Below are 26178 nucleotides of genomic sequence, written 5' to 3' on the forward strand. Positions count from 1 at the left end.
GCCGTCAGCGCGCGAGCCAACCGCCATCGACGTTAAGAATGGCGCCATGAACATAATCGGCTGCCGGCGAACAAAGATAGACGGCAGTACCCGCAATATCCTCCGCCCGCCCCCAGCGTCCGGCCGGAATGCGTGCGAGGATCGCCGCGTTGCGCTCCTCGTCGGCCCGCAGCGCTTCCGTGTTATTCGTGGCAATGTAACCGGGCGCTATCGCATTCACGTTGATGCCGCGGGACGCCCATTCGTTTGCCAACAACTTGGTGATGCCCGCCACGCCGTGCTTGGCGGCCGTATAGGAGGCAACGCGAATGCCGCCCTGAAACGACAGCAGGGATGCGATGTTGACGATCTTTCCGCTTGCGTTTCTGGACATGAGAGCCCGCGCAAAGGCTTGTGAGGTGAAGAAGACGGCCTTCAGGTTCACGTCCATCACCGCGTCCCAGTCATCCTCGGAGAAATCGACTGCATCGGCACGACGAATGATGCCGGCATTGTTGATGAGGAGATCGTAAGCGCTTTCGGCAAAAGCATCTCTTGCCGCCATGGGATCGGAAAGATCGAGCGCCAGCTCCCTTGCCTCTCCGCCCGCGCCGGCGATCATGGAGACCGTCTGCGCCGAAGAGGAGCGCCCCGCGCAGGTCACGGAGGCGCCGGCCGAAGCAACGGCAATGGCGATCGCCTGACCGATGCCGGTATTGGCGCCGGTAATCAACGCATGACGGCCGGCAAGCGAAAACATACTCATCGAAGATCTCCCGGCTGGATGAAGTCCATATCGGTATAATCGACATTGTCGCCGGCCATGGCCCAGATGAAGGTATAGCTGCCAATGCCGGCTCCCGCATGGATGGACCACGGCGGCGAGATCGCGCCCTCCTCGTTGGCGATGAAGAGATGCCTCGTTTGTTGCGGCTCGCCCATCAGATGCAGAACCCGCGACGTCTCATCCATGCCGAAATAGAGATAGGCCTCCATGCGGCGGTCGTGCACATGCGCAGGCATGGTGTTCCAGACCGACCCGTCCTCCAGCGTGGTATATCCCAGCACCAGTTGGCAGCTTTCCATGACCAGGGGATGAATGAACTGATTGATGGTGCGTTTGTTGGAAGTCTCGACAGCCCCAAGCTTCACCTCCTTGCTGTCGGCCAGAGTGACGAGCCGGTTGGGCAGGCTGCGATGCGCCGGGGCCGAGACGATGTAGAAGCGCCCGGCGCCTTCGAAGGTAACCGGCCCGGCACCCATGCCGAGATAAAGTACGTCACCTCGGTTCAGCGACCAGCTTTCGTTGCCGGCGCGCACGCTGCCCTCAGCACCGATGTTGACGATTCCCATCTCCCGTCGGTCGAGAAAGCCCAGCGTTTTTGTCTCCTCGACATGATCGAGCACAAGTGGCGTGCCGGACGGCACGGCGCCTCCCATGACAAATCGATCGTAATGCGTATAGATCAGCCGTATCTCGCCTTCCGCAAACAGACCCTGGGCCAGGAAGTGCCGGCGAAGGCCCTCTGTATCGAGCGATCTCGCGTGATCCGCGTGAACGGCGTGCCTCGTTTCCACGTTCAGCATGCGCGAACCTCCCTCTTGATAAATCCCGCCACCCGGAGAGAGCGAGTTAACATAATATATGTTGACAGTTTTGTATGACATGTTGAATGCTGTCAAGCGCCGTGGGCAAGACGTGCTTCCTCCCGACGGGGTATCGAATCCCATTATGGAAGATGCATGCGAAGGAGGCCGCGCTGTCTTCAAGCTTGACGCACAGCGTTAGCGAAGAGCATGTATGATGACTTGAGGAATTCCGGAGGGAGAAGACAGTGAAGAGACTTCTGATTACCGGCGCGGCGGGTGCACTGGGCCGTGTGATGCGGGAAAGGCTCGCCCCCATGGCAACGATCCTGCGCCTATCCGATATCGCCCCGATCGGGGCGGCCCGGAAGAACGAGGAAATCGTCCAGTGCGATCTTGCCGATGCCAAGGCAGTGCATGCCCTGGTCGAGGATTGCGACGGGATCGTCCATCTCGGCGGCGTCTCGGTAGAGCGCAAGTTCTCGCAGATCGTCGCCGGCAACATCGTCGGCCTTTACAATCTCTACGAAGCCGCCCGCGCGCATCGGATGCCGCGCATCGTCTTTGCAAGTTCCAATCACACCATCGGATTTTATCCACAGACCGAACGGTTGTCGGTGGACCATCCCTATCGTCCGGACGGGCTCTACGGCGTATCGAAATGTTTCGGTGAGTCTCTGGCGCAGATGTACCATGAAAAGTTCGGGCAGGAGACGGCGCTCGTGCGCATCGGGTCCTGCGTGGCCGAACCGGTCAACCACCGCATGCTTTCCACTTGGTTTTCCTACGATGATTTCGTCTCGCTGATCGAGGCCGTATTCCGCGCGCCGAAACTCGGCTGCCCCGTCATCTGGGGCGCATCGAACAACGATGCAGGCTGGTGGGACAATTCCGCCGCCGGCTTTCTCGGCTGGAAGCCGAAAGACAATGCCGAAATCTTCCGTTCGAAGATCGAAGCCGCTTGCGAGCGCCCCGGTCCTGACGATTCGGCCGCCCGCTGGCAAGGCGGGCTCTTCACGCAGGACCCGATCTTCCCGGAGGACGAATAAGGCCACGCCTGGCTTCCTGAAACAGGTCGCGAAAAAGCGTTGAGCGGTCCTGCGGTGACGACATGCGGTGAAATGAAGATTTGAAGGATAGGGAGCGAACCTGAAGGATCGCGATGCGCTCCAAGCAGGGCTTCGGGGGAAATCCCGCGATGCATTCGGGATATCCCTGAGATTTCACCACAGGTATGATAGGCATTGTGAACGAAGACAGAGGAGTGCCACCCATTAGCGTCGCAACGAAAAGCCGGAATCTGGTCGTCACGCTTCGCGATGCCCTGAAGCAGCAGATCGAGGCGGGCGCCTACAAGCCGGGTGAACGCCTGCCGAGCGAAGCCCAACTCACCCGCGAGTTCGGGGTCAGCCGCACGGTCGTTCGCGAGGCGATCGCCGCTCTGCGCGCCGACCGGCTGGTTGAACCTCGCCAGGGAGCAGGCGTCTTCGTCCTCGAACCGGTGCCCGAACTGGAAGTACCGTTCCAGAACATCGATTTCGTGCGCATTTCCTCCGTCATCGAACTTCTGGAACTCCGCACCGCGGTCGAGGTGGAGGCCGCGGGGCTTGCCGCGCAACGCCGCTCCCCATCCCAGGAGGAAAGGATCGTTGAACGCTTCCGCGAAATCGACCGCCTCGCCCGTCAGGGCCTCCCGACAGGAGAAGCTGACTTCGAACTGCATCTTGCCATCGCTGATGCGACCAACAATCCGCGCTTTCGCGAATTCCTGACGATGCTGGGTCCGAACGTCATTCCCCGGCGTTCGCTCCGGGCGACAGGGCAGGAGACCGTTTCCGACGATTATCTTCGCGGCATCCATGCCGAGCACGAACGGATCGTCAGCGCCATCATGGAAGGCGATGAGGAAGCCGCCCGGCTTGCCATGCGCCAGCATCTGAAGGGCAGCCAGGCGCGTTACCGGGCCTTGCTGCGCAACCGCATCCAGCAAACCGAAGCCCCGGCCTGAAAATCGATAGCCGCACCGCGAACAGGTGCCGCCGCTGGTAGGCATTGACATATTTCATGTTCTGCGAGCCAATGCTTCCCTTGAATAACGGAGATGACTGCGACCGGCGTCCGTCACGGGACACGTCGCCGACATTGCCGTGCCGATAGCGGGAAGCTTTGCAGATCCAACATGTCCAGTTCCGAACCCGCCAAGCCGCGCCCGCCTCTCAAGGTCGGCTTCATTTTGAGCAAGAGCTTCACACTCAGCGCCTTTGCGCTTTTCGTCGACACCTTGCGGCTGGCGAGCGATGACGAAGATCGCTCGACGCGGAAACACTGCGACTGGCAGATCTTAAGCGCCCATGGCCATTTCATCCGCTCGAGCTGCGGCGTGCAGATAGCACCGGGAACCGGACTGCCGGCTCCGAGAGAATTCGATTATCTGGCCGTCGTCGGGGGACTGCTGAATGTCGAGGACCCGATCGATGCGGAGATGGAACGCTATCTGAAACGGGCGATCAGCGAAAAGGTCAAAGTCATCGGTGTCTGCACCGGCAGCTTCATTCTGGCCAAGGCCGGCCTGATGAAGAACCGGACTGCCTGCGTGAGCTGGCTGCATCACCACGATTATCTCGACCGTTTCCCCGATCACAGACTGGTCAGCAACCAGCTTTACGTCGAGGATCGTGACATCATCACCTGCGCGGGGGGAAGCGCGGTGGCGGATCTAGCCGCAAGCCTCGTACGCCGGCATATCGGCAACACGGCGGAAAAGAACGCCCTTCAGATCCTGCAGATCGAGCGCCGGCGCGAGGGGCGTGAAATCCAGCCGCGCAATCCACTGTCGACCGAGCACAAGGACTCCAAGATGCGCCTTGCGCTGATCTTCATGGAGAACAATCTCGACAAGCCCGTTTCGATGGACGATGTGGCGAAATCGATGAACCTTTCGCGTCGACAGATGGAACGGCTCTTCCACCGACGGCTCAAGATGTCGCCAGGCGCGGTTTATGCAAGACTGCGGATGCGACGCGCGCGAAGCCTCGTCCTTCAGACCTCGAAACCACTGATCGATATCGCCCTTGAAGTCGGCTTCGCCAATTCCAGCCATTTCGGCAGGCGTTTCCGGCAGACCTTCGGCTGCACGCCGAACGTCCTCAGATCACGGCAGAAGGACAACGGCTTCGTACATCTCGATGACGACCTCTTCGCCGGCATCGAGTCGGAGGGATGACCGGCATGGCCGGTCTCCGGCGCCTCTGCGCCGGAGACGCGCCGTCAGCCCCGCATCGCTCCCGGTCCCGGAATCGCGCCGGGCGGGCACTTGCCCATGATAATCATGCCGAGCACTTCGTCCTTGGTCACATCCTGCGTACGCGCATGTCCGACCACCTGACCATTCTTCATGACAAAGACCCGGTCGGCGAGATCGAAGACATCGTGGATGTCGTGGCTGATGAGGAAGATGCCGATACCTTCCGACTTCAGCTGACGGATGAGATCCCCGACCTGTGCGGTCTCCTGGGGCCCAAGCGCTGCGGTCGGCTCGTCCATGATGAGGATGCGGGCATCGAACAGGATCGCTCGCGCGATCGCAACCGATTGCCGCTGGCCGCCGGAAAGCGCCTTTACCGGTTCCTTGAAGCGGCGGAAGTTGGGGTTGAGCCGTCCCATTACCTCTCGGGCCTTCGCCTCCATGGCAACGTCGTCGAGCGTGCCCCAAGGCGTCTTCAGTTCTCGACCGAGATAGAGATTGGCGGCGGCATCCACGTTATCTGCAACAGCAAGCGTCTGGTAGATCGTCTCGATCCCATAGGCCTTGGCGTCACGCGGATTGCGGATATCGGCCGGCTCGCCGTTGATCAGGATATCGCCGCTATCGCGTCTGTAGGCGCCGGAGAGGATCTTGATCAGCGTCGATTTGCCTGCGCCGTTATGGCCGAGAAGGGCCACGACTTCACCGGGATAGAGATCGACAGAAGCCCTGTCGACGGCATGAATGCCACCGAAGGAGATGGAAATGTCCTTCATTTCCACGAGGGGCGTGCGTTGCTCCGTCATGATGGAAACTCCTGATTACTTTGCGCGGGCGCGATAGACGGTGTCGAGCCAGACGGCGACAACAAGGACGACGCCGACGACAATGCGCTGGAAGGGGGTATCGATGCCGAGGAGCACCATTCCGGACTGGAGCGACTGCATCACCAGCGCCCCCAGCATTGCCCCTGCTATGGTGCCGGTGCCACCGGCAAGGGACGTGCCGCCGATCACGGCTGCAGCGATGGTGTAGAGTTCGTCGAGTTCGCCTTGCGCATTGGTCGCGGCGTTGAGGCGGGCGGTCGAGATCGCTGCAGCAATGGCGCAGAGAATGCCCATGATCGCGAAAATGCGGACGGTGACCCAACGGGTCTTGATGCCGGCGAGTTCAGCCGCTTCCGGATTGCCACCGATCGCAAAAACATAGCGTCCGAACCGCAGACGGGTGGCGACGAAAGTCATGATGAGACCGACACCGAGGGCGATCAGAACCGGAACCGCGACGCCGTGGGAAATCAGCAGCCCACCATCGGGCCAAGCAATGCCGTTGGCGTCGGCATAGCGACGGGCGATATTCGTCGGCCAGAAATAATTGTTTGCGACGGCGACAGCCCCGAGAACGATGAAGCAGCCGAGCGCCGAAAGAAAATACTCCGCCCAGAGCGGTCTTTGCGGAAAACCGAAGCGCTTGCGCTGGTGGCGCGAATGAATGATGCCGGCGACGATACCTATACAGGCGATGACACCGACGACCCAGCTTGCGGTCCAGCCGATGGAGCCTTCCGTGCCGCCGCCCATCAGGCGGAAATTGGCATCCATGGGTGCAACCGTCTGACCGCTGGTCACAAACCATGTCGCACCGCGCCAGACCAGCAGGCCCCCGAGCGTGACGATGAAGGACGGTACGTTGAGGAAGGCTATGATCGCGCCGTGGAACATGCCGATCAGCCCGCCGACCACGATGCCTCCGCCCAGCGCCAGAACCCATGTGGCAGGATGATCGAAGCCGAGGATGCCGGGCAAAAGCTTGGCTTGCAGCACGCCCATAATCATCCCGGTAAAGCCGAGAATGGAACCGACGGAAAGGTCGATGTTACGGGTGACGATGACCAGAACCATTCCGGTCGCCATCACCGCCACCGATGAAGTCTGCACCGAAAGGTTCCAAAGGTTGCGGGGCGTCAGGAACAATCCGCCGGTCAATATCTCGAAGCCCACCCAGATGATGAGAAGAGCTCCGACCATGCCGAGAAGGCGTGTGTCGATTTCGGTCGCCCTGAAGAACGAGGCGATCGCCCCACCGCTGGACACTCCCGCATTCTTGGATGTTGTGGTCTGCATCATGCCGGCCATTGCGTTGCCGCCCCTCCACTCTTCATTCATTGCTGGCAAACCCTGCCTCATAGTCTACTGATCGCGCGACGAATGCCGCAACGGAAACCCCGCTGCGGCATTCCGGACTGATGGGCCCGCCTGCTTAGTTGCAGGCAGCGACGGAACCAGCCTTGACGCCCTGGCAAGCTTCCGCCTTGCTGATCCAGCCGGCGTCGATCACGACATTGAGGTTGTCCTTGGTGATCGGAAGCGGGGCAAGGAAGACGGACTTCATCGCGACGCCCTTCGGACCGCCGTTGAAGGTCATGACACCAGGCACATCATCCATGGTCTTGCCACTCGCCAGAAGAAGCGCGATCTCGGCGGCATTCTTGCCAAGCTCGCGGCTGTCCTTCCATACCGAAACGGTCTGCGTGCCGAGCGCAACGCGGTTCAAGGCAGCCTTGTCGGCGTCCTGGCCGGAAACCGGCACGGAACCGGCAAGTCCCTGAGCCTCCAGAGCAGCGATCGCGCCGCCGGCCGTGCCGTCGTTCGAAGCGACGACTGCATCGACCTTGTTGTCAGCCGCAGTCAGGAACTGCTCCATGTTCTTCTGGGCGATTTCCGGCTTCCAGCCATCCGTATAGGCTTCACCGACATTCTTGATCTTGCCGGCGTCGATTGCTTCCTTCAGCACTTCCTGCTGGCCTGCGAAGAGGAAGTCGGCGTTCGGGTCGGAAGACGAGCCCTTGATGAAGACGTAATTGCCCTCAGGCTTCACCTTGAACACCTCGCGCGCCTGCAGGCGGCCCACTTCCTTGTTGTCGAAGGTGATGTAGAAGGCATCCGGATTCTCGATCAGACGGTCATAACCGACCACCGGAATACCTTCCGCGGTAGCCTTCTCGATGGCGGGCCCGATGGCGTCGGAATCCTGGGCAAGCACGATCAGCGCATTGGCGCCCTGGGAGATCAGCGATTCGACGTCGGTGAGCTGCTTGGCGGCCGAAGACTGCGCGTCAGCGGAAATGTATTTCGCCCCGGCGGCCTCGAGAGCCTTCTTGATTGCGGCCTCGTCGGTCTTCCAGCGTTCTTCCTGAAAGTTCGACCAGGAAACGCCGACAACGACATCCGCAGCCATGGCTGCGGCGGAGTGCAAGGAAACAATGATGGCAGCCCCTGCCATCAGCTTGAAAATAGACTTCATGATGTCCTCCCGATGTTGGCGACCGGATGCATCCACTGCTCCCGCCGGCTGCCACGATTGCGCCGTCGAGCCTCCAATATTTTTCTCGACAGTCGAGAAAATAGATGTCAGAGATCATCGGGACTGTCAACACGGCAATTTCCGCTGAAATGACGCCGACAACAGCAGGCCTGCACAGGTCACAAACGGCGGAAAAGCGGCTCATCGGCTTTTCAGGTTGACAGGCGGATGCCTTCGGTTGTTGTGGCGGATATTCGCCACGCCTCCAAGATCCGGGACTGGCAGGAACGGAGGTCCATGTTTCCGACGAAATCCAGCAGCACGGAAATCATCCGTCGGCAAAACAGCGCGCTCGTGCTTTCAGCGCTGAGGCGCGGCGGCCGGCTCGCCCATACTGAACTGTCTGCGGCAACCGGCCTCTCCTCCGCCACCGTCTCCGCCATCACGGCGGAACTCGAGCGCGCCGAGATCCTGGTGAAATCCGAGCATCAACCCGTTGGCGGACGAGGACGTCCGCGCGTATTGTTCGAACCGCGCCGTAATTGCGGCTACCTCATCGTTGTCAGCATTTCTTCGGATGCTCTGGAATATTCGCTCGTGGATTATTCCGCCCGGCTGATCGACCGATTCTCCGAGTCCCGGGTTACATCGGGCGGCGCTTTGGCTTTCTCAATGGCTCTGAGGTCCGGCCTGGAAAAAACTGTAACCCGCGCGGACCTCGCCCAGTCTTCCGTGCTGGCCATCTCCATCAGCAGCAAGGGCCTTGTCGACACCGAACGGCCGCTGTTGCTCTGGTCGCCAGTGCTCGGAACGGAACGGATCGATTTCGGGTCACTGCTTGCGGCGGACTGGAGTGGGCGGGTCCTGCTCGCCAATGAAACCCAACTCGTCGCAGGCGCTTTGGCGAGCCGTGCCAAAAGGTCGGGACAAACGGGCCCACGTGCACTTGCCGCCCTGTCCCTCGGCCACAGCATAGGGCTGGGCGTCGCGACCCAATCGCCGAGCGGCAGCTATAATGTCATCTCTCCGAATTTCGGGCATATGCTGCACCAGGCGAACGGCGCGCTGTGTCGATGTGGAGGCCGGGGCTGCATTGAGGCCTATGCCGGTTTCTACGCCATTTTGCGGACCGCCTTCGAGGTGCCGACGGATACCCTGCCGGCAAAGTTCGTTCCCCTTTCGGAAGTGGACAAGATCGCAGCTCTTGCCCACCGCGGCGACCGCGGCAGCGTGCATGCCTTCCGGCAGGCAGGCCTTGCGCTCGGCAACGGCCTGTCGCGGCTTCTAAGCCTCTATGAACACATGCCGATCACCATCACCGGCCCCGGCACGCGCTATTACGATCTGTTGCGCCAGGGGATAGAGGAAGGTTTGTCTCAATCCCATATCGTTCGGTTTTCCGGCATGCCGGAGATCTCGGTGGCATTTGACGAGGGAGCCCTGGTTTTCGAAGGTCATCTCGATCACGCGCTGGCGCTGATCGACCAGGACATCGTGCAACTGCGCCCCCAAGCGGCCGGCAACGTCGCTTAGCGCTTGACCGGACGTTCCACCTCGGAGCATTCAGGCTGGATTGAGCCGGCTGATCCACGCAGCGCGACGACAAGCCTTCAAAAGCGGATTCCACAAAAAATTTAGCGGGGCGGGATGCCTTGAAGCTGCTCGGAAAATCATGACTTGCAGCATCCCGGCGCGTCCCGGAAGGGGAGCTGGCCCCTGCCTCGGCAAGGGCTGGTTAACGTTTATTTTCTATTGAGAAGAGATGTTAATTGTCCGCGTATAACGAGTGTACAGGTTGCCATGCATCTCCCCCGCTCCAATTTCTTGAATTCCGACAATAACATAGGGGAAGAAAAGGCCCGCGAACCGGCTCCGTCCGCAGCCGGTCGCATTGAGGCCGCGCCAGAGGAAAAGCTGCCCGCAAGAGTAAACGGCCGCCACACCGACGAACTCGCTGCCAGCGAGATCGAAGGGCGTTCCGAAATGCCGATCTGGCAGAGCGCTTTTGCCATGGCCCCCAATGTGCGTTTCACCCGGACACCCGAAAATGCCCTGGGACGTCGCACAACAAGGGAAAGCGCCGTGCCGACGGCGGCCGCTCCGGAGCCGACGCCAGCATCGGTTCCGGTCGTGATCCCGGCATCGCCAGCGCCTGTAACCGTGCAGGCAGCGTCGCCACAGCCTGTCGCCCCTCGTGAAGAACGCCGCGCGGGGCTCTCCGTCATGCTGCCCCAGCCGCCGGATGCCACCGGCGCACGCGCCCTCACCTACAAACTCCGGCGCGAACTCGCCCGCCAGCAGGAAGAGGCGGCATCGGCCGGTCTGCAGCAAGTCGCCACTCCGGCAGCCGGACGTCCGGCGACAGCGCCGGCTCCCGCGATGCATGAGCCCAAACCGGGCAACGTCATTGCCACGCCGCCGCAGCCGAACATTCCGATAGCGCCTCAGGAGCCTGGCAAAGGTGTCGCATCGCCGGCCACAGCCGCCCCGGCCCTGCCAGCCTATGCCGCCTATCTGTCGGATCACGTTTTCTGGGAGGCGATGAACCTCGACGGCGGCGCAGACGATATCGAACCGCCTCTCGCTGGCCCGGTCAGCGTCGCGCCACCAACCCCGGGCCCCGTCAAAGTCGCGCAGCCGAACCATATGGCAGTTGCACCGGCGCGTACGCCTCCAGTCGTGAAGGCAACCGTCGTCAGGGCGCAGAGCCTCGTCCCCCAACCCGCCCCCAACCAGCCAGGCGTAGCGTTGCCGACGTTCCAGGCGCCGGACTGGTCGGTCATCGCGCTCTATCGCGAAGTCGGGCTGCGTGAAGCCGATCCGGCCGCGACACCCTGCGCCACCGGCGAAGAGGCCGCCGAAGCCGCAATCCGTCAGGAAACGGCGATGGATGCACCGGCCGAGAGCACGGCCGTGGAAGCCGTTCCCATGCAACAGCCGAGCCAGCCGGTCTTCCGTCGGTTGCCGGCGCTTGCCGACGGCGAATACGAATTCCCGCCGATCGATCTTCTGCAGGAGCCCCGGTTCCAGGAGACGACGACCATGACTCCCGAAGCGCTGGAGCAGAGCGCCGGCCTCCTGGAAAGCGTCCTTGAAGATTTCGGCATCAAGGGCGAGATCATCGACGTCCGCCCCGGCCCGGTCGTGACACTCTACGAATTTGAACCGGCCCCAGGCGTGAAGTCCTCCCGCGTCATCGGTCTTTCCGACGACATCGCCCGCTCCATGTCGGCCCTCTCGGCGCGCGTCGCAGTCGTTCCCGGTCGCAATGTCATCGGTATCGAACTGCCGAACCCCGTTCGCGAAACCGTCTATCTGCGCGAACTGATCGAGTCCCGCGATTACACGGAAACCCGCTTCAAACTCGCCATGGCGCTCGGCAAAACCATCGGCGGCGAGCCCGTGATTGCCGAACTCGCCAAGATGCCTCACCTTCTGGTCGCCGGGACCACCGGTTCGGGTAAATCCGTCGCCATTAACACCATGATCCTGTCGCTGCTTTATCGCCTGCGCCCGGAAGAATGCCGCCTCATCATGGTCGATCCCAAGATGCTGGAACTCTCTGTCTATGACGGCATTCCGCATCTGCTGACGCCTGTCGTGACCGATCCGAAGAAGGCTGTCATGGCGCTGAAATGGGCCGTGCGCGAAATGGAAGACCGTTACCGCAAGATGTCGCGGCTCGGCGTCCGCAACATCGACGGCTATAATGCGCGCGCCGCCTCGGCCCGCGCCAAGGGCGAGACGATCCTCTGCAGCGTACAGACCGGTTTCGACCGTTCGACGGGCGAACCCGTCTACGAGCAGGAGGAAATGGATCTCGCCGCGATGCCATACATCGTCGTCATCGTCGACGAGATGGCGGACCTGATGATGGTCGCCGGCAAGGAAATCGAAGGTGCGATCCAGCGCCTCGCCCAGATGGCGCGTGCCGCCGGCATCCATCTCATCATGGCGACCCAACGTCCCTCGGTCGACGTCATCACCGGCACCATCAAGGCAAATTTCCCGACCCGTATCTCCTTCCAGGTGACCTCGAAGATCGACAGCCGCACCATTCTCGGCGAACAGGGTGCCGAACACCTGCTCGGTCAGGGCGACATGCTGCACATGATGGGTGGCGGACGCATTGCCCGCGTCCACGGACCCTTCGTGTCGGACGAGGAGGTCGAGAAAGTCGTGGCTCACCTGAAAACACAGGGCCGCCCCGAATATCTCGGCACCGTAACCGAAGATGCCGATGAGGTCGAAGAGACGGCGGACGACGGCGGTGCCGTCTTCGACAAATCGGCCATGGGCGAGGAAGACGCAAGCGACCTCTATGAAAAAGCGGTCAAGGTGGTCCTGCGCGACAAGAAGTGCTCGACATCCTACATCCAGCGTCGCCTTTCGATCGGCTATAACAAGGCGGCCTCGCTGGTCGAACGCATGGAACAGGAGGGCCTCGTCGGCCCGGCTAACCATGTGGGCAAAAGGTCGATCATCATTGGTGGGCGCGACAGCGCCGACGTTCCGGGCACCGACACGGATTTCTGAACGGGAAACGGGCGACAGGTGCCGACGGGCGGCCTGTCGTCACTCTATTCGGCATCCGACCAAAGCGTCGAAAGCAAAACCGGCGGGAAACTGCCGGCTTGTCTTTTCCCGATACAGTCCCTAGAAAAGTGTGCACTGCAACGGAGCCCGGTTATTTATGACGGAAACGCCTGTTCTGGTCGTCGGCGGCGCTGGTTACATCGGCTCGCATACCTGCCTGCAACTCTCCCAAAAAGGCTTTCTGCCTGTTGTCTACGACAACCTTTCGAACGGACATGCGGAATTCGTCAAATGGGGTCCCCTCGAAAAAGGCGACATCCGCGACCGCGCAAGGCTCGACGAAGTGCTTAGAAAATATCAGCCCGCGGCTATCATGCATTTCGCCGCCCTGATCGAGGTCGGCGAAAGCGTCAAGGACCCGCCATCCTTCTACGAAAACAACGTCATCGGCTCCCTGACTCTTTTGTCGGCGGCACAGGCCGCTGGCGTCAAAGCCTTCGTTTTCTCTTCGACCTGCGCGACCTATGGCCTGCCGGAACAAGTTCCGATGGACGAGACCCACCGCCAGCAACCGATCAATCCCTATGGCCGCACCAAGTGGATCATCGAACAGGCGCTTTCTGATTATGACAGCTATGTCGGCCTGCGTTCCGCGGTTCTCAGGTATTTCAATGCGGCCGGCGCCGATCCGGAAGGTCGGATCGGCGAATGGCACACGCCGGAAACCCACGCCATCCCGCTTGCGATCGAAGCTGCGCTCGGTCGTCGGGCAGGCTTCAAGGTGTTCGGAAGCGATTACGAAACACGCGACGGCACCTGCGTACGCGACTACATTCACGTGCTGGACCTTGCCGACGCCCATGTACGGGCACTGCAATACCTGCTCGACGGCGGGCCTTCCGTGGCCCTCAACCTCGGCACCGGAACCGGCACAACGGTAAAGGAACTGCTGCAGACGATCGAAGACGTCTCAGGGCGGAGCTTCCCCGTCGATTATGTCGATCGCCGCGAAGGCGACTCGCCGGCGCTCGTTGCCAACAACGAAAAGGCGCGTGAAGTTCTTGGCTGGGAGCCCCACTCCTCGCTCGAGGACATCATCAGCACGGCCTGGCGGTGGCACTCTTCGTCCAACATGCTGGGTTAGGCGGATTGCTACCGCAGCGATATCGGGCGGGCGACCCTCCAGAGTGGCCGATACCGGGATGTTTGCGCCGGCCGCGTCAGGTTTATTGTGCAGTGCGGCAAATCGGGGTTGATGATCCGCTGCGGCTCGGACTATAGTATTACCAGTTGGAGTGCAAAACGGAACCAATGGCTTTTCCGGAGGCCTTCGTTTTGAATGAATAATGACTGCGAAATTGCAAGAGAAGTCGCGCGGACCCGCAAAATAGCCATAGCTGAAAAGCAATCTGGGGCTGAGAAACTTGAACGGAAACACGTTGCAGCCAGCAACAATGCCCATGCCAAGATACATGCGCCAGCCTGAAACGAAAGATAGCGGGTGCGTTGTTCTATTGGCCTTCGGCAGCTTGCGAGCTTTCCCCCAGAATTGGCCGGTCGCTCCTGACGACCGCCACTATCGGCCTGATCCATCGCCGTGCATGAAGGCGAAAGTTGCGGGCAGCCGCTCAAGCTTCCGCCGGACGATCTATGCCGCGAACTCTTCGCGGGCTTCCCGGAACAACAGCGTATTCGAGTTGCAGGAACCGTGCCCATGAGTGAGACCCGTACAGCGCTGCCCGTAACCCTGTTCTCGACCACGGATATGCAATCGGGCCGCAGCGACGATATTGCGCGAATGATCGCTTCCGTCGAGGCCTTCCGGAAGCGCAATCCCGCAGTGGACCTTACCCTCTTCCTCCTGCTGCAACGCTGCGACGCGGGAGTTGCAGAGAACTTCATCGCATCCGGCCCGGCATGGGCGCAGATATCCTTCATTCCGGATCGCCGATCGCTTTCGGCGGCCCGCAACATGCTGCTGACGGGGGAGGACGCCAGGCACCGCCTCGCACTCAACGGTATCGTAGCTTTCCCCGACGACGACTGCTGGTATCCCGAGGATACTCTCGACACCATCCACACGGCCTTCTCGACCGACCCTTCGCTCGATTTCTGGTTCTGCCGCTACGGCATGGAACCGCGATCGGCTGCAAGTTTCACCGCAACCCAGCCTCGTCTCCAGAGCGTCATCTCCTTCGCATCGTCGAACACCATATTCCTGCGCGGCCCGCTCGCGGCAAGGATCGGCGGCTTCGACGAGCAACTCGGCGTTGGCGCGGCCCTTTCGGGCGGAGAGGACACGGACTATGCGATCCGCGCCTTTCAGGAGGCCCGCAAGGCGGCTTATGTCGATGCGCGCTGCATCGGCCATCGGGATCCGAACAAGGCTCTGAAGGCGAAATATTATCCAGGTTCGCTGCGCGCAATCGCCAAGAACGTCCGCACACGTCCTTCTGAAATTCAGGCGCTCGGCCGCAAGCTTCTGGTCGGAAGCCTGCTCGCCGCCCGCGGGCAAATGCCCTGGAAGGACTACGTCTCCGCCCTGACCCGCGCCTTTGCCGGATGATGCCGATGCATCCGTTCATTAAACGATAAGGTCTCCCATGCTTCGTTCGTTGAACCAATTCATCAAACTCCAGCGCTTCGTGGTCGGCTGCAAGCGCCTTTATCTGACCAAGGTTTGGGGCATGGACATCCACCCCACAGTGGTCATGTCCCTGAGCGCACGCCTCGACAAGACGCATCCGCGCGGCATCCATATCGGGGAATTGACGTACATCGCCTTTGATGCCGCCATTCTGACGCATGACATGACACGCGCCATCAAGACGGACACGCGCATCGGCAAGAACTGCTTCATTGGTGCCCGCAGTATCATTCTGCCCGGCGTGACCATCGGCGACAACTGCGTCATCGGGTCCGGAGCCGTGGTAACCAAGGACGTTCCGCCCAACAGCGCTGTCGCCGGCAATCCGGCGCAAGTCATTCGCAGTGGTATCGAAACCCTGAAGTTCGGACGCCTGAAGGACCGGGTGAACGAGGATGACTGAAATCCGTATTCCCTTCAAATGCGAAGAGGCCCGATGAAAGTATCCGTTATCATTCCCTGCCATAACGGCGAGGACTTCGTGGCGAAAGCCATCCATTCCGTGCTTAATCAGACCCACACGGACGTGGAGTGCATTGTCATTGACGATGCATCCAGGGACAGATCGCGAGAGATAATCCTTGCGATCAGCGAGAAGGATCAAAGGGTCGTCCCGATCCTGTTGGACCGGAATGCAGGTCCCTCGGCCGCTCGCAACAAGGCCATCGACATCACGACCGGCGAGTGGATCACTTTGCTCGACGCTGACGATCTTTATAAGGAGGACAGGCTGGAGGTTCTCCTCGATCTGGCCCGCAAAACGGACGCGGACGCCGTCGTCGACAATCAGAGTGTTCGAAACTTCGGCGACGACCGCCATGTCTTCGATGCTTTCGGGTTTCTGAAGGAAAGCAATCCGATCCCGATCTCCCAGGAACTGTTTTTCCGCGAAACCATCCCCGTCGCCTTTATGAATTCGGGCTATTTGAAGCCGATGTTCCGCCGCGACTATCTGATCCGCAACAAGCTTCGCTATCAGGAAGACTGCCGGGTCGGGGAAGACTTTCTGCTCTATTCGGATTTCGTCACCCTCAATCCCAAATTTTACGGCACGAGCTATGCCGGTTACATCTATTTCCGACGCCCCAATTCGCTGACACGGTCCGGGAGCTCTCTCCAGAATCTGGCCGCCATGTCCGATGAGCTAATCGCCAGACTCGGCACCCGGCTCACACCGGCCTCGGTCAAGGCGTTGGAAACTCGCAAGAAGGTCATCATCAAGCACGCACGGTGGAAAGACTTCAGGCAGGCACTTTCAGCGAAAGATCTGAAGAGGGCGACCGGGCTGCTGCTTGGCGATCCTACGCTGGTTTTCATGGTGAAAAACTTCGTCCGCCGCAGGCTGCAGGAACGCGGGCTGTGAGGCCTGTCAAGCAATTCGATTGGTATCAATTGTCGAGTAAGCGATGAGCAATGTTGCCGACCGCCTGATGAAAGGCAGCCTCCTGATCAGCCTTTCACGAGCCATCGTGAACGGGCTATCGAGCCTGAGCACGATCATTCTCGCCTGGTACCTGATGCCCTCAGACTTCGGTATCGTTGCGCTTGCGACCACGATGCTGGCGATTGTGACCACCGTGACGGACCTTTCGCTCAGTCAGGCTCTGATACGTCACGAAAATCCGCAGGAATCCCATTTCAGCGCCGCCTGGACGCTCGGCGCGACCCGTGGTCTGCTGTTGTGCCTTGTCTTTGCCGGCATCGCATATCCGTCATCGGTCATCTACAACGATCCGCGGCTTTTCGACGTCATGCTAGCGCTAAGCCTTAGCCTTCTGATTAACGGCCTTGCCAATCCAAAGCGTTTCATGCTGCAGCGCGACCTGATCTTCTGGCAGGAATTTGTGCTGAACGTCGTGCAGAAGATCGCCGGCTTTGTGGCAACCGTCGCCGTCGCAGTCATCTATCAGAGCTATTGGGCGCTCGTGGTGGGCACACTGGTAATGCAGGCGACCAACGTGATTACCTCCTATATGGTTCTCCCCTTCCGCCCGAGAATAACGTTCCGACATATGCGGGAGTTCGTTTCCTTCTCGGTGTGGCTGACCGCCGGCCAGATCGTCAACACGCTGAACTGGCGTTTCGACTACCTGCTCACCGGAAAATACCTGGACAGCTCGGCGCTTGGCTACTACTCGCTCGGCAGCACGCTGGCGATGATGCCAACCAGAGAGACGACCGCCCCCCTGACGGCCACGATCTATCCGGGCTTTTCGAATGTCCGAAATGACCCCCAGCGGCTGGCCAATGCCTACCAGCGTGCGCAGGCCATGCTTGCCGCTATCGCACTTCCGGCCGGCATTGGTTTTGCCGTTGTTGGCGACCCGCTGGTCCGGCTCGCTCTCGGGGAACGATGGATGGATATCGTCCCCATCATTCAGGCCCTCGCCTCGGTCTACGCATTGCAAACGCTCGGATCGCTCGTACAGCCGCTGGGCATGGCGCTCGGCAAGACACGCACATTATTCATCCGCGATACGCAGATGCTCATCATCCGCGTTCCGATCATTGCCGCGGGATTGCTGCTTTACGGACTGCAGGGTCTGGTCATCTGCCGCGTTTTCACCGGCCTCCTCAGTGCGGTAATCAATATGTTTATCGTGAAGAAATTCGTGGGCGTGTCGGTCCTTGTCCAACTCGCGGCGAATTTCCGTGCGCTCTTCAGTTCCGCGCTCATGGCGGCAGGCGTGTATGCAGTGCTCGATATGTGGGGACCGGTGGATGGCCTCTATGAAAGGATCATCCAGCTTGCCGCTCTCATTGCTCTTGGCGGCGTGATCTATTGCGGTTCGACATTTCTCCTGTGGGTTCTGGCGAAACGCCCCACCGGACCGGAAACAGAAATACAGAAACTGGTCGTCAAGATTCTAACGAAACTGCGCGGTCGGGGCTGAACCGACGCGGTTCCCCTGTGCCAATTCAGAAGATGGAGAGATTATGCCAAGCCTATCGCGATCGGAACTGATCAGAAAGCTGCAGGATAAGACCAACGATTGCCTGAAGGAATTCATCAGGCCCGACGAGCCGCTTGCCATCCTTGATTTTCCCGACATCAAGAATTGCGGGGACTCCGCCATCTGGCTTGGCGAGATCGCCTACCTGAAAAACAGGCACGGCAAGATCCCGTCCTATGTCTCGCGCATCGAGGATTTTTCCGAGAGCGAACTCAAGAGGGTGGCGCCCACCGGTCCGATCTTCATTCATGGCGGCGGAAACTTCGGCGATATCTGGGTTTCCCACCAGGACTTCAGGGAACGGATTCTGGACATGTTTCCGGATCGCCAGATCATCCAGTTCCCTCAGTCCATTCACTATAAATCCGAGCAGCGTATCCTTGAAAGCGCGCGCGCTATCGGACGGCATAAGAACTTCGTCCTGCTCGTCCGCGACGAAGAATCCCTGCACTTTTCTCAGAAACATTTCGACTGCCGGGTGCAGCTTTGCCCGGATATGGCCTTTTGCATTGGCGAGGTAACACCCGATGCTCCGCAGTTTCCGGTTCTGGCAATGCTTCGGCAGGACAAGGAGCAGGTCGGCACCGTCGATTATTCCATCTATCCGGAGATCCCGAAGGAAGACTGGATCACGGAATCAAGACGCAAGGTGCGCATCGCCAAGGCTCTCGGCGCCGCATCGGCGCTGCTGCGGCTCCGTCCATCCGAACTCGCGTTCCGCAAGCTCGATGCGGCGGCGCAGAATCGTTTCAATCGCGGCATTCGTCAGATTTCCCGCGGTCGCGCTATCGTCACCGACAGGCTTCATGTTCATATCTGCTCGCTTCTCATCGGTCGCCCCCATGCCGTTCTCGACAACAGCTACGGGAAGATCCAGCGTTTCATGAATGCATTTTCCGGTGGGACCGATCTTTCCTACCGCGCGACATCTCTCGACGACGGTGTGGCCTGGGCGAAAGCGCAGGCGGCCGCCAACCAGACCTGACCGGAACCGGAGAACCAGCCATGAGCCTTCTCACATTCATCATTCCCGTCAGGCACCAGAAAAATGCCCGCGACTGGGGTCTGCTCAAGAAGAATCTTGCCCAGACCGTGGCTTCGATCTCCAACCAGACCAATCCCGACTGGAGGGGCATCATCGTTGCAAACGAGGGTGCCGATCTGCCCGTCCTGCCGGACAAATTTTCCGTGACCCGCGTCACTTTTCCACCGAACGACATTCACGAACGCGGAAATGCCACACAGGACGACTTTCTCGATGCCTTCCGCCTCGACAAGGGACGCCGTGTATTGTCCGGCATGCTGGATGCACCAGACAGCAAGTTCTTCATGATTGTCGATGACGACGACTTCGTCAGCTCCCGGATCGTGCAGTACGTATCAGAGCACCCGAATGAAAACGGCTGGACCATCAACAAGGGCTATATCTGGGACGACGGCGGCAAGCTGCTGCTTGGTTACAACCATTTCAACCATCTTTGCGGAACATCGCTGATTATCAGCTCCGAGGCTTACGGGATACCGGAGAGCTTCGAAGCGGCTTCCGTGGATTGGATCAAGGACATGCTCGGGAGCCATGTGCGCATCGAAGGGCTTCTGGCAAAAAAGGGCAAGCCGCTGAAAGCATTGCCGTTCCGCGGTGCAGTCTATCGCGTGGCCCACAAAGGTTCCCACAGCAACGCACCCAGCCTCCTGCAGAAGTATTTCCTGAGCATGGAAGCGCTGAAACACCCCCGCAACGTGCTGAGAAACCTGACACGGCTCCGGTTCCTCGGCAGCAAGCAAAGGGATGAGTTTTTCGGCACGCTTTCCTGATTGCCGGAAAAGCAATGTTACCAGAACCGAAATTCGGCAACTGCCCACGAATCTGCTGAAAAATGACGACCGCACAAGGGATAGGATGATGAAAGAAAGCAATTCCAGCCCACGCATCAGCGTCATCATGCCGGTCTATAATGCGGCAGGCTTTGTGACCGAAGCAATCGAAAGCGCCTTGAATCAGGAGGGCGTTGACCTGGAACTTGTCATCGTTGACGATCAATCAAGCGACAATACGGTTGAGGTCGTAACCCATATCAGCGATCAGGACAGCCGGGTTCGGGTCATTCAACTCCCAAAGAACCAGGGGCCTGCAGCAGCGCGCAATGCGGCCATCGATGCCGCGCGGGGGGAGTGGATCGCCCTTCTTGATGCGGACGATCTTTACGTACCGGGAAGGCTCTCTGAGCTTCTAACCATAGCGGAAGCAGAAGGCTTGGATTTCATTGCAGACAATCAGCTATTTTATGATGCGCAGGCACGACAAGTAACCCGCACGGCATTTCCACTAGATGCAGCAAAATCACGGTGGGACCTTGATGCTCATTTGCAGCAGGAACTAAAGGGATGGGGAACCGGATTCACCAGCGGCCTGCTAAAGCCGATGTTCCGCGCGGATTTCGTGAAAGAAAGAAAAATAAGATACAATACAGAATTCAGATTTGCTGAGGATTTTCTTTTTTATTCTGAAATAATAGCGACCGGCGCCAGAGGAATGTTAATTCCAGACGCGTTCTACAGATATACACTGCCATATGGAACGACATCAGGCTTGAATTCAGGAACATCAAAAACCGGGGACAAAATGTTCCAAGCCATAAATGTATACAATATTTTTGAAAAGAAATACAAAGAAAAATTAACAATCAATCAAAAAGATACAATATCAAAAATAAAAAACAAGGCATCAAGGGAAATAAGTCTAATCTTGATGAGAAAATATTACAAATCCAGAGATTATAAGGGGGCAATTTTCCTAGCAATATCCAATCCGGGAGTGATGGTTACGGCAATCTCCCAAAAAATAAAACAAAGAGCTTGAATCGCAAAGGGTACGAAATGAAGGTCTTCTACTACCAGGATCCGCAGAAGAACTTTGGGGACGACCTCAACGAATGGATCTGGGAGCGGTTGCTTCCGGGTGTATGGGATGAGGACGATTCAAGTCTCTTTGCCGGTATAGGCACCATTATCGGGCCTCTGATGCAACCGTTTGCCGACCGCAAGTGGACTGTATTCGGCAGCGGCGTGGGTTACGGCCCGTTGCCAACCGGATTCGGTGGAAAGAACTGGAATATCGCCTGCGTACGCGGCCCGCTTACTGCGCAACTCCTCAGGCTTGCGCCGGAAACCGCCGTATGCGACGGCGCGATGTTGCTCAGAAGGCTGCCCGAGTTCGCGCCACTGCCGGAAGTGGAGCGAAATGGCACCATATTCATGCCGCACCACTCGGCACTCCACTATGGAGATTGGGAGGCCGTTTGCCAGCGTGCAGGAATTGAATATGTAAGCCCGCGCTCCGACAGTATCGAAACACTGGAAAGGATCCGAAGGGCAAAGCTGGTCATCGCAGACGCCATGCATGCGGCAATTGTTGCGGATGCCATGAGAGTGCCGTGGGTCCCCGTGTCCGTATCACCGAATACCAGCACGTTTAAATGGCTGGATTGGACCATGTCCCTGAATTTGCCTTATATGCCGGTCAACCTTCCGAGCAGCAATCCGGTTGAGGCCTCCCGTAACTTTTTCTCTGTCGCGGCTGGAAAACATCAATCCTTCGCTTTCCATCCGGGATCGGACGTTGTTTCGATATACAGCAAGGCAGAGGAGCGTCGTAATTCTGAAAGCGCAGCACGGAAATTCCGGTGGGGCCTTCGCGTCCATAAGCTTGCAGTCTCGCCGTGGCTCAGGTCCGCACCCCGGAAAATGCTGCTGCCGAGGATGGAGGAAAGGTATATTGATCGCGCGGCAGCAGCCATGAGCGCCGCGGCAAAGGGACCGACATTCCTGAGCGAGGATCGCCTTCTCAATGCAGCCGTGGACAATCTGTCGGAGAGACTGGACAAGGTCAGAGCTCAGCTCTGAAGCAGAGCCTGATCCGTTAAATTGCATGACGTAAACGGAGGAAGATCCGGCGCCTTCCCCTTGAGGGGCCAGATAAACCCGATGAGTTTGCACGCCGTTGAGCGGAAGGAGATTTGTGTTCGATGCTGTTTCGCTACGCACTGACGTTCTTCGTGATTTTCGTCGGAATCGGCGTAGGAAACATTGTCCACATCGATTCCAATCCCGTCGAGAAGATGATGCTTTTCGTTCTGGGTGCCATTTTCCTGCTAACGCGCAAGATCCGTTGGGACATTCTCGTGCTGATCGCGCTCATGCTGCTGATGACGCTGATATCTGCGCTGCTGTCTTCCTATTACAACTTGAGCTTCAATCGCTATATGCGATCGGCCTTCAGTCTGAGCGCGACATTCCTGTTGCTGGCCGGAGAACCAACCAAGAAGGATCGCGACACGATCGTCCGCCTCCTCGCCGCGCTTCCGGTCATGATGATCGTCGTCGGCAGCCTGTACCAGGTGGCCGGCATCAGGCCGCTCTTCTACGTCGACTTTCTCGGAGCACCCCGACTGCAGGGCACCAGTATTCCCGCAGGCCTGGGAACCGCCGGCTATCTGGGTTCTGTGGCAGCCATGCTTGGAGCGGCCTTCTTGAACAAGAAGGTCTATCTTCCGCTGGCCTTTGTGAACCTGATTATTCTCGTTCTCTCTGCCGCTCGCATGCCGCTTGCTCTCGCCGTTGCGATTTGCGGATATGTCTATTTCATCATGGTAAATCGCAGTTTTCTCATGCGTGCGGCATCGGTGGGTGCGGTCATACCGGCGGCAGCGGGTTTCGTGCTTCTGTTTGGCGAGTCCATTCTTACACGTTTTGGAAGCGAATCCCTCAGTGGCCGCGACCTGATATGGGAAGCGTTACAACGCGTTGTCGATGCCTACCCCTATTTCGGCATCGGGCTTGGGCACCAGATTCTCGTTATTCCCGGCGATGTCGCATTTCTTGCACGCACGATGGCGGCCCATAACGAATATCTTCGCATAACCGTGGAGACCGGATACGTTGGCGCGACGGCCATCTTTGCCCTCCTCGCCATCATGTGCCTGGCCATATGGCTGCGGCCAGCCACGGGGCGCAACTTCGCTTTTCTTCTCATGTGCCTGAGCTTCTTTGTCTACTGCAGCACCGACAACGCCATCAGTTCGACGACCACGCCGCTCATGCTGGTACTTGCTTCTTTTGCATTCTCCTACCGTCGACAGACCGTCATCCGCGGAAGACCAACAGCTCAGCCAGTAAAAGCTGCGTCCGTGATCGGACCGGCAACGGAACCGAAACTGCGGTAAAGTTCAAGGGGTAATACCGGCAGCAATTTTGGAGAGTCGATTGATTTCGAAAAAAACGACGCTCTCGCTTTTATGCGCCACGCTGCTCCTGTCGCAACCCTCAACTGGTATCTCTGAGGAGGAGCCCTCGGCATTGAAAATCGTCGCGCTTGGTACTTCCCTCACGTCCCGAGGCGGCTGGCCGGAAATGCTCGGGGAAGAGCTTTCCGCTTGCCTGCAGGAGCCGGTCACGGTGAAGACGGTCGCGCTGGCGGGCTCCACCACCGACTGGGCACTCGGCCAGATCGCCCGCGTGACCGAGGAAAAGCCTGACATCGTTCTCGTGGAATTCTATGCCAACGACGCAGCCATCAACCGCTGGATGAGCGTCTCGACCAGCCGGTCCAATATCGCGGCAATTCTTGACGGACTGCGCGCGGGAGCACCCCAGGCGCGGATCGTCATCATGGCGATGAACCCCGTTTCAGGTCTGCGCGGCTGGATGCGGCCATTTCTCTCCTCCTATATCGACGCCCATCGCGAGGAAGCTGAAAGCCGCGGCATGGGCTTCGTCGACTTCAGGCCGGCCTGGAATGCCATGTCTGAGGCGGACCGCGAGGAAGCGATCCCTGACGGACTTCACCCACAGCCGGAAAAGGCCGGCATGGTCATGGCGCCGATCCTGTCTCGTTACCTCGCGGGAAATGGTTGCAAATCGGGGAAAACCACTCCCTAGCGGGGCATCCGCCATGCAAGGCAAAACAACGGAGTAGAGGAGAAAACGATGCGAAACCGGCAGTCCGGAAGGGGCCTCGCGTCCCCCTCGTCCAAAACCCGGATAGGCTTCAAGGCAGTTCTTCACGAAGGAAATTGCCATGAACCGAAGCATGAACCGAAATCCTCGCTACCGACCAGCCGCCGCACCGTTCTCCGGGGAGGTGCGGCCATGATCGGGATCGGGCTTGGATTGACGGGGCATGCTCTTGCCGGCAGCCGGCCCCTTATCGTCCTTTCTGGACAGACAATCGATGACGACAGCCCTGCCGGCTCGCCTGTTGCGACGATCTCCATGGAAAACACGACCGCGGCTCCCTGGAGCTTTACGCTTGAGGAAGATGCCGGAGGCATGTTTGCTTTGTCCGGGAATGCCCTCGTGACCGGTTCGACTGCACTGGATCATGACGAGGTTCCGTTTCCACGGATCACGATCACGGTCACCGCCGGGGAACACAGTATCCGCCAGTCCTTTGTCATCAATGTCCGTCGCCCTCTCCCGGCGCTGCCATTGGCAGCCGGCGCGAAGGTCGTGGGCTTCGGCCATTCGTTCATTCAGCGCGGCGGGTGGGCGATCGTTGCAGGCGGCCTGCCAAAAGACGTGGCCACAAGCATCGTGCGCGGCGTGCTCCCCTGGATCAGGCTGCGCGACAATCGCTTCAACCTCGACGCCTGGCCTGATCTGACCAACAACCTGGGCCAGGACAACTTTATCACCGGCGCGTTCCAGGGGCGCGGCGGCGATCATGTCGTCCGCGAGGGCAATGCACCCGGAACGCTCGGACGCACACCCTATGTCGCCTCCCTGCGGCCGGGTATCGTGTATCTCGATATCGGCACGAACGACATATCGAGCGGCGCCGGCGTGGATTCTCCCCGAAAGATGATCGAGCGCCTCGACAGGCAACTGAGCCTGCTGCGCAATCAGGGCATCTGGACCGTGGTCCAGACCATCACCGATCGCGGCCCATGGCCGGAGGGATCCGAAAAGGCATCGATCGTTGCCGGCGTTAACGAATGGATCAAGGCGCAGGCGACGCGCGAAGGCGTGCGTGTCTGCGACCTCACCCATGCCGGCTTTAATTATCCGGACTTCGACACGACCCTGTTCGGCGGCGATGTCCTTCATCCCAATCCCAAGGGTGCGGAACGGATGGCAGACGTCCTCCTGCCGATCCTGCAGGACATGGTGCAAGCCGGCGATCATATGGATCTCTCGGAGACGGCAGTGCTGGCAAGCTCCAATCTCTGGAGCGACGCGGCTTTTGCATCCTCAAGCCCGGCGGGAGGCACCGGTGCCTCGGGCACCCGCGTCAGCACGCTCTCGATATCCCGCGCCAGCGGCGACAGTGTCGCGACATGTTCGGTCGAAGCCGCCGAGAACTATAAAAGGCAGGTAGTCGCTTTCACGCCGAGCGGTACTCCAACAGGCAACCGGCACGAGGAATGGCGCATCGCCAGAACCGCAGCCTTGACGCTATCGGCGGTCGCCATCACACCCGGCGTGGATTGGCTGGAATCCGGTATCCATGTGGAACTGAACGCCTGGGAAGGCTGGCTCTCCGTCTATTGGCAAATGGAATTCTACAATAACGCCAATGCTCAGGTCTTCATTGCCCGCGGTGGCCTGCAGAATGCCGACTATACGACACAGGACTTGCCATTCGCCACCGAGGGTTTCGCAGGCTGGCTGAAGATCCCGCCTTTCCAGGTGCCGGTAGGCATCGATGCGACGACGCTTCGCATCGCGACCCGCCCGCTGGTGGTCAACATCAATCGGCGGGTTTCGGGACAGGGCATCATCAAGATTTCGCAGCCGTTCCTGCGCAAGTGCGCCGATCCGAGACCGGCGTGGAATTTGGCCTAGGGACATCACCCGCCTTAACGGGTCTGCGGTCGGCCGCAGGCCCGCGTGCCGATCCGGCCGGAAGCTGGTGCGCGCTGTCTGCATCC

General features: G+C 59.3%; 22 protein-coding genes. 17 read left to right on the forward strand and 5 right to left on the reverse strand.

Translation table 11 applies throughout. The features are described 5' to 3' along the window. Nucleotides 1-4 precede the first annotated feature (4 nt). Complete coding sequence (gene kduD / locus ACLBKR_RS16110) at nucleotides 5-745, reverse strand: 2-dehydro-3-deoxy-D-gluconate 5-dehydrogenase KduD (protein WP_113339373.1); 741 nt, start codon at nucleotides 743-745, stop codon at nucleotides 5-7. Continuing rightward, the gene (gene kduI, locus ACLBKR_RS16115; protein WP_113443025.1) at nucleotides 742-1566 is read right to left on the reverse strand and encodes a 5-dehydro-4-deoxy-D-glucuronate isomerase; all 825 of its coding nucleotides are present in this window, start codon (nucleotides 1564-1566) and stop codon (nucleotides 742-744) included. Before kduI ends, kduD begins: the two co-directional genes overlap by 4 nt. 248 nt (nucleotides 1567-1814) lie before the next feature. Here kduI and ACLBKR_RS16120 point away from each other — a divergent pair, with 248 nt between their 5' ends. The 3 genes from ACLBKR_RS16120 (at nucleotide 1815) to ACLBKR_RS16130 (ending at nucleotide 4789) form a co-directional block, all read left to right on the forward strand. Next, on the forward strand, nucleotides 1815-2615 hold the full coding sequence (locus tag ACLBKR_RS16120; protein WP_113448638.1) for an NAD-dependent epimerase/dehydratase family protein: 801 nt from the start codon (nucleotides 1815-1817) through the stop codon (nucleotides 2613-2615). Nucleotides 2616-2800: 185 nt separating this feature from the next. Continuing rightward, the gene (locus tag ACLBKR_RS16125; protein WP_113339376.1) at nucleotides 2801-3574 is read left to right on the forward strand and encodes a FadR/GntR family transcriptional regulator; all 774 of its coding nucleotides are present in this window, start codon (nucleotides 2801-2803) and stop codon (nucleotides 3572-3574) included. 171 nt (nucleotides 3575-3745) lie between these two features. Beyond that, a complete protein-coding gene (locus ACLBKR_RS16130) occupies nucleotides 3746-4789 on the forward strand; it encodes a GlxA family transcriptional regulator (RefSeq protein ID WP_112829472.1) in 1044 nt (347 codons plus the stop codon). 44 nt (nucleotides 4790-4833) lie between these two features. On the opposite strand, the gene ACLBKR_RS16135 is transcribed toward ACLBKR_RS16130, so the two are convergent. From ACLBKR_RS16135 to xylF, 3 genes are all read right to left on the reverse strand, one after another. Beyond that, nucleotides 4834-5616: an ATP-binding cassette domain-containing protein gene (locus tag ACLBKR_RS16135; protein ID WP_112829471.1), complete on the reverse strand. Its 783-nt coding sequence runs from the start codon at nucleotides 5614-5616 to the stop codon at nucleotides 4834-4836. Between the two features lie 15 nt (nucleotides 5617-5631). Then, nucleotides 5632-6936: a sugar ABC transporter permease gene (locus ACLBKR_RS16140; protein ID WP_414899666.1), complete on the reverse strand. Its 1305-nt coding sequence runs from the start codon at nucleotides 6934-6936 to the stop codon at nucleotides 5632-5634. A 133-nt stretch (nucleotides 6937-7069) separates the two neighbouring features. After that, nucleotides 7070-8113 carry a D-xylose ABC transporter substrate-binding protein gene (gene xylF, locus ACLBKR_RS16145; protein ID WP_113339378.1) on the reverse strand — a complete coding sequence of 348 codons (1044 nt, stop codon included), beginning with the start codon at nucleotides 8111-8113 and terminating at the stop codon, nucleotides 7070-7072. 297 nt (nucleotides 8114-8410) lie between these two features. Between xylF and ACLBKR_RS16150 the strand changes: the two genes are divergently transcribed. From ACLBKR_RS16150 to ACLBKR_RS16215, 14 genes are all read left to right on the forward strand, one after another. Then, nucleotides 8411-9646 (forward strand): ROK family transcriptional regulator, encoded by a 1236-nt coding sequence (locus tag ACLBKR_RS16150; protein ID WP_112829570.1) that lies wholly within the window; start codon nucleotides 8411-8413, stop codon nucleotides 9644-9646. A gap of 267 nt (nucleotides 9647-9913) precedes the next feature. Further along, nucleotides 9914-12649 (forward strand): DNA translocase FtsK, encoded by a 2736-nt coding sequence (locus ACLBKR_RS16155; protein ID WP_414899669.1) that lies wholly within the window; start codon nucleotides 9914-9916, stop codon nucleotides 12647-12649. Nucleotides 12650-12806: 157 nt separating this feature from the next. Then, nucleotides 12807-13793 carry a UDP-glucose 4-epimerase GalE gene (gene galE / locus ACLBKR_RS16160; RefSeq protein ID WP_113424734.1) on the forward strand — a complete coding sequence of 329 codons (987 nt, stop codon included), beginning with the start codon at nucleotides 12807-12809 and terminating at the stop codon, nucleotides 13791-13793. Between the two features lie 570 nt (nucleotides 13794-14363). After that, on the forward strand, nucleotides 14364-15215 hold the full coding sequence (locus ACLBKR_RS16165; protein ID WP_113339381.1) for a glycosyltransferase family A protein: 852 nt from the start codon (nucleotides 14364-14366) through the stop codon (nucleotides 15213-15215). 37 nt (nucleotides 15216-15252) lie between these two features. After that, on the forward strand, nucleotides 15253-15699 hold the full coding sequence (locus ACLBKR_RS16170) for an acyltransferase (protein WP_112829465.1): 447 nt from the start codon (nucleotides 15253-15255) through the stop codon (nucleotides 15697-15699). Between the two features lie 33 nt (nucleotides 15700-15732). Further along, nucleotides 15733-16659, forward strand: coding sequence for a glycosyltransferase family 2 protein (locus ACLBKR_RS16175; protein WP_162748286.1), 927 nt, complete (start codon nucleotides 15733-15735; stop codon nucleotides 16657-16659). A gap of 43 nt (nucleotides 16660-16702) precedes the next feature. Continuing rightward, entirely contained in the window at nucleotides 16703-18190 is a 1488-nt protein-coding gene (locus tag ACLBKR_RS16180; RefSeq protein ID WP_113339383.1) for a lipopolysaccharide biosynthesis protein, read from the forward strand. 43 nt (nucleotides 18191-18233) lie between these two features. Next, on the forward strand, nucleotides 18234-19235 hold the full coding sequence (locus ACLBKR_RS16185; RefSeq protein ID WP_113339384.1) for a polysaccharide pyruvyl transferase family protein: 1002 nt from the start codon (nucleotides 18234-18236) through the stop codon (nucleotides 19233-19235). A gap of 20 nt (nucleotides 19236-19255) precedes the next feature. Further along, nucleotides 19256-20065 carry a galactosyl transferase gene (locus tag ACLBKR_RS16190; protein WP_113339385.1) on the forward strand — a complete coding sequence of 270 codons (810 nt, stop codon included), beginning with the start codon at nucleotides 19256-19258 and terminating at the stop codon, nucleotides 20063-20065. Further along, entirely contained in the window at nucleotides 20040-21110 is a 1071-nt protein-coding gene (locus tag ACLBKR_RS16195) for a glycosyltransferase family 2 protein (protein ID WP_113339386.1), read from the forward strand. Before ACLBKR_RS16190 ends, ACLBKR_RS16195 begins: the two co-directional genes overlap by 26 nt. Nucleotides 21111-21127: 17 nt before the next feature. After that, nucleotides 21128-22153, forward strand: a complete 1026-nt coding sequence (locus ACLBKR_RS16200) for a polysaccharide pyruvyl transferase family protein (protein WP_113339387.1) — start codon at nucleotides 21128-21130, stop codon at nucleotides 22151-22153. 122 nt (nucleotides 22154-22275) lie between these two features. After that, the gene (locus ACLBKR_RS16205; protein WP_113339388.1) at nucleotides 22276-23472 is read left to right on the forward strand and encodes an O-antigen ligase family protein; all 1197 of its coding nucleotides are present in this window, start codon (nucleotides 22276-22278) and stop codon (nucleotides 23470-23472) included. Between the two features lie 40 nt (nucleotides 23473-23512). Next, on the forward strand, nucleotides 23513-24187 hold the full coding sequence (locus tag ACLBKR_RS16210) for an SGNH/GDSL hydrolase family protein (RefSeq protein WP_414899675.1): 675 nt from the start codon (nucleotides 23513-23515) through the stop codon (nucleotides 24185-24187). A 210-nt stretch (nucleotides 24188-24397) separates the two neighbouring features. Continuing rightward, entirely contained in the window at nucleotides 24398-26092 is a 1695-nt protein-coding gene (locus ACLBKR_RS16215) for an SGNH/GDSL hydrolase family protein (RefSeq protein ID WP_162759177.1), read from the forward strand. Nucleotides 26093-26178 lie beyond the last annotated feature (86 nt).

Origin of the sequence: Paenirhizobium cremeum (assembly GCF_047553425.1) — a bacterium.
In the GTDB taxonomy this organism is placed as follows: domain Bacteria; phylum Pseudomonadota; class Alphaproteobacteria; order Rhizobiales; family Rhizobiaceae; genus Allorhizobium; species Allorhizobium cremeum.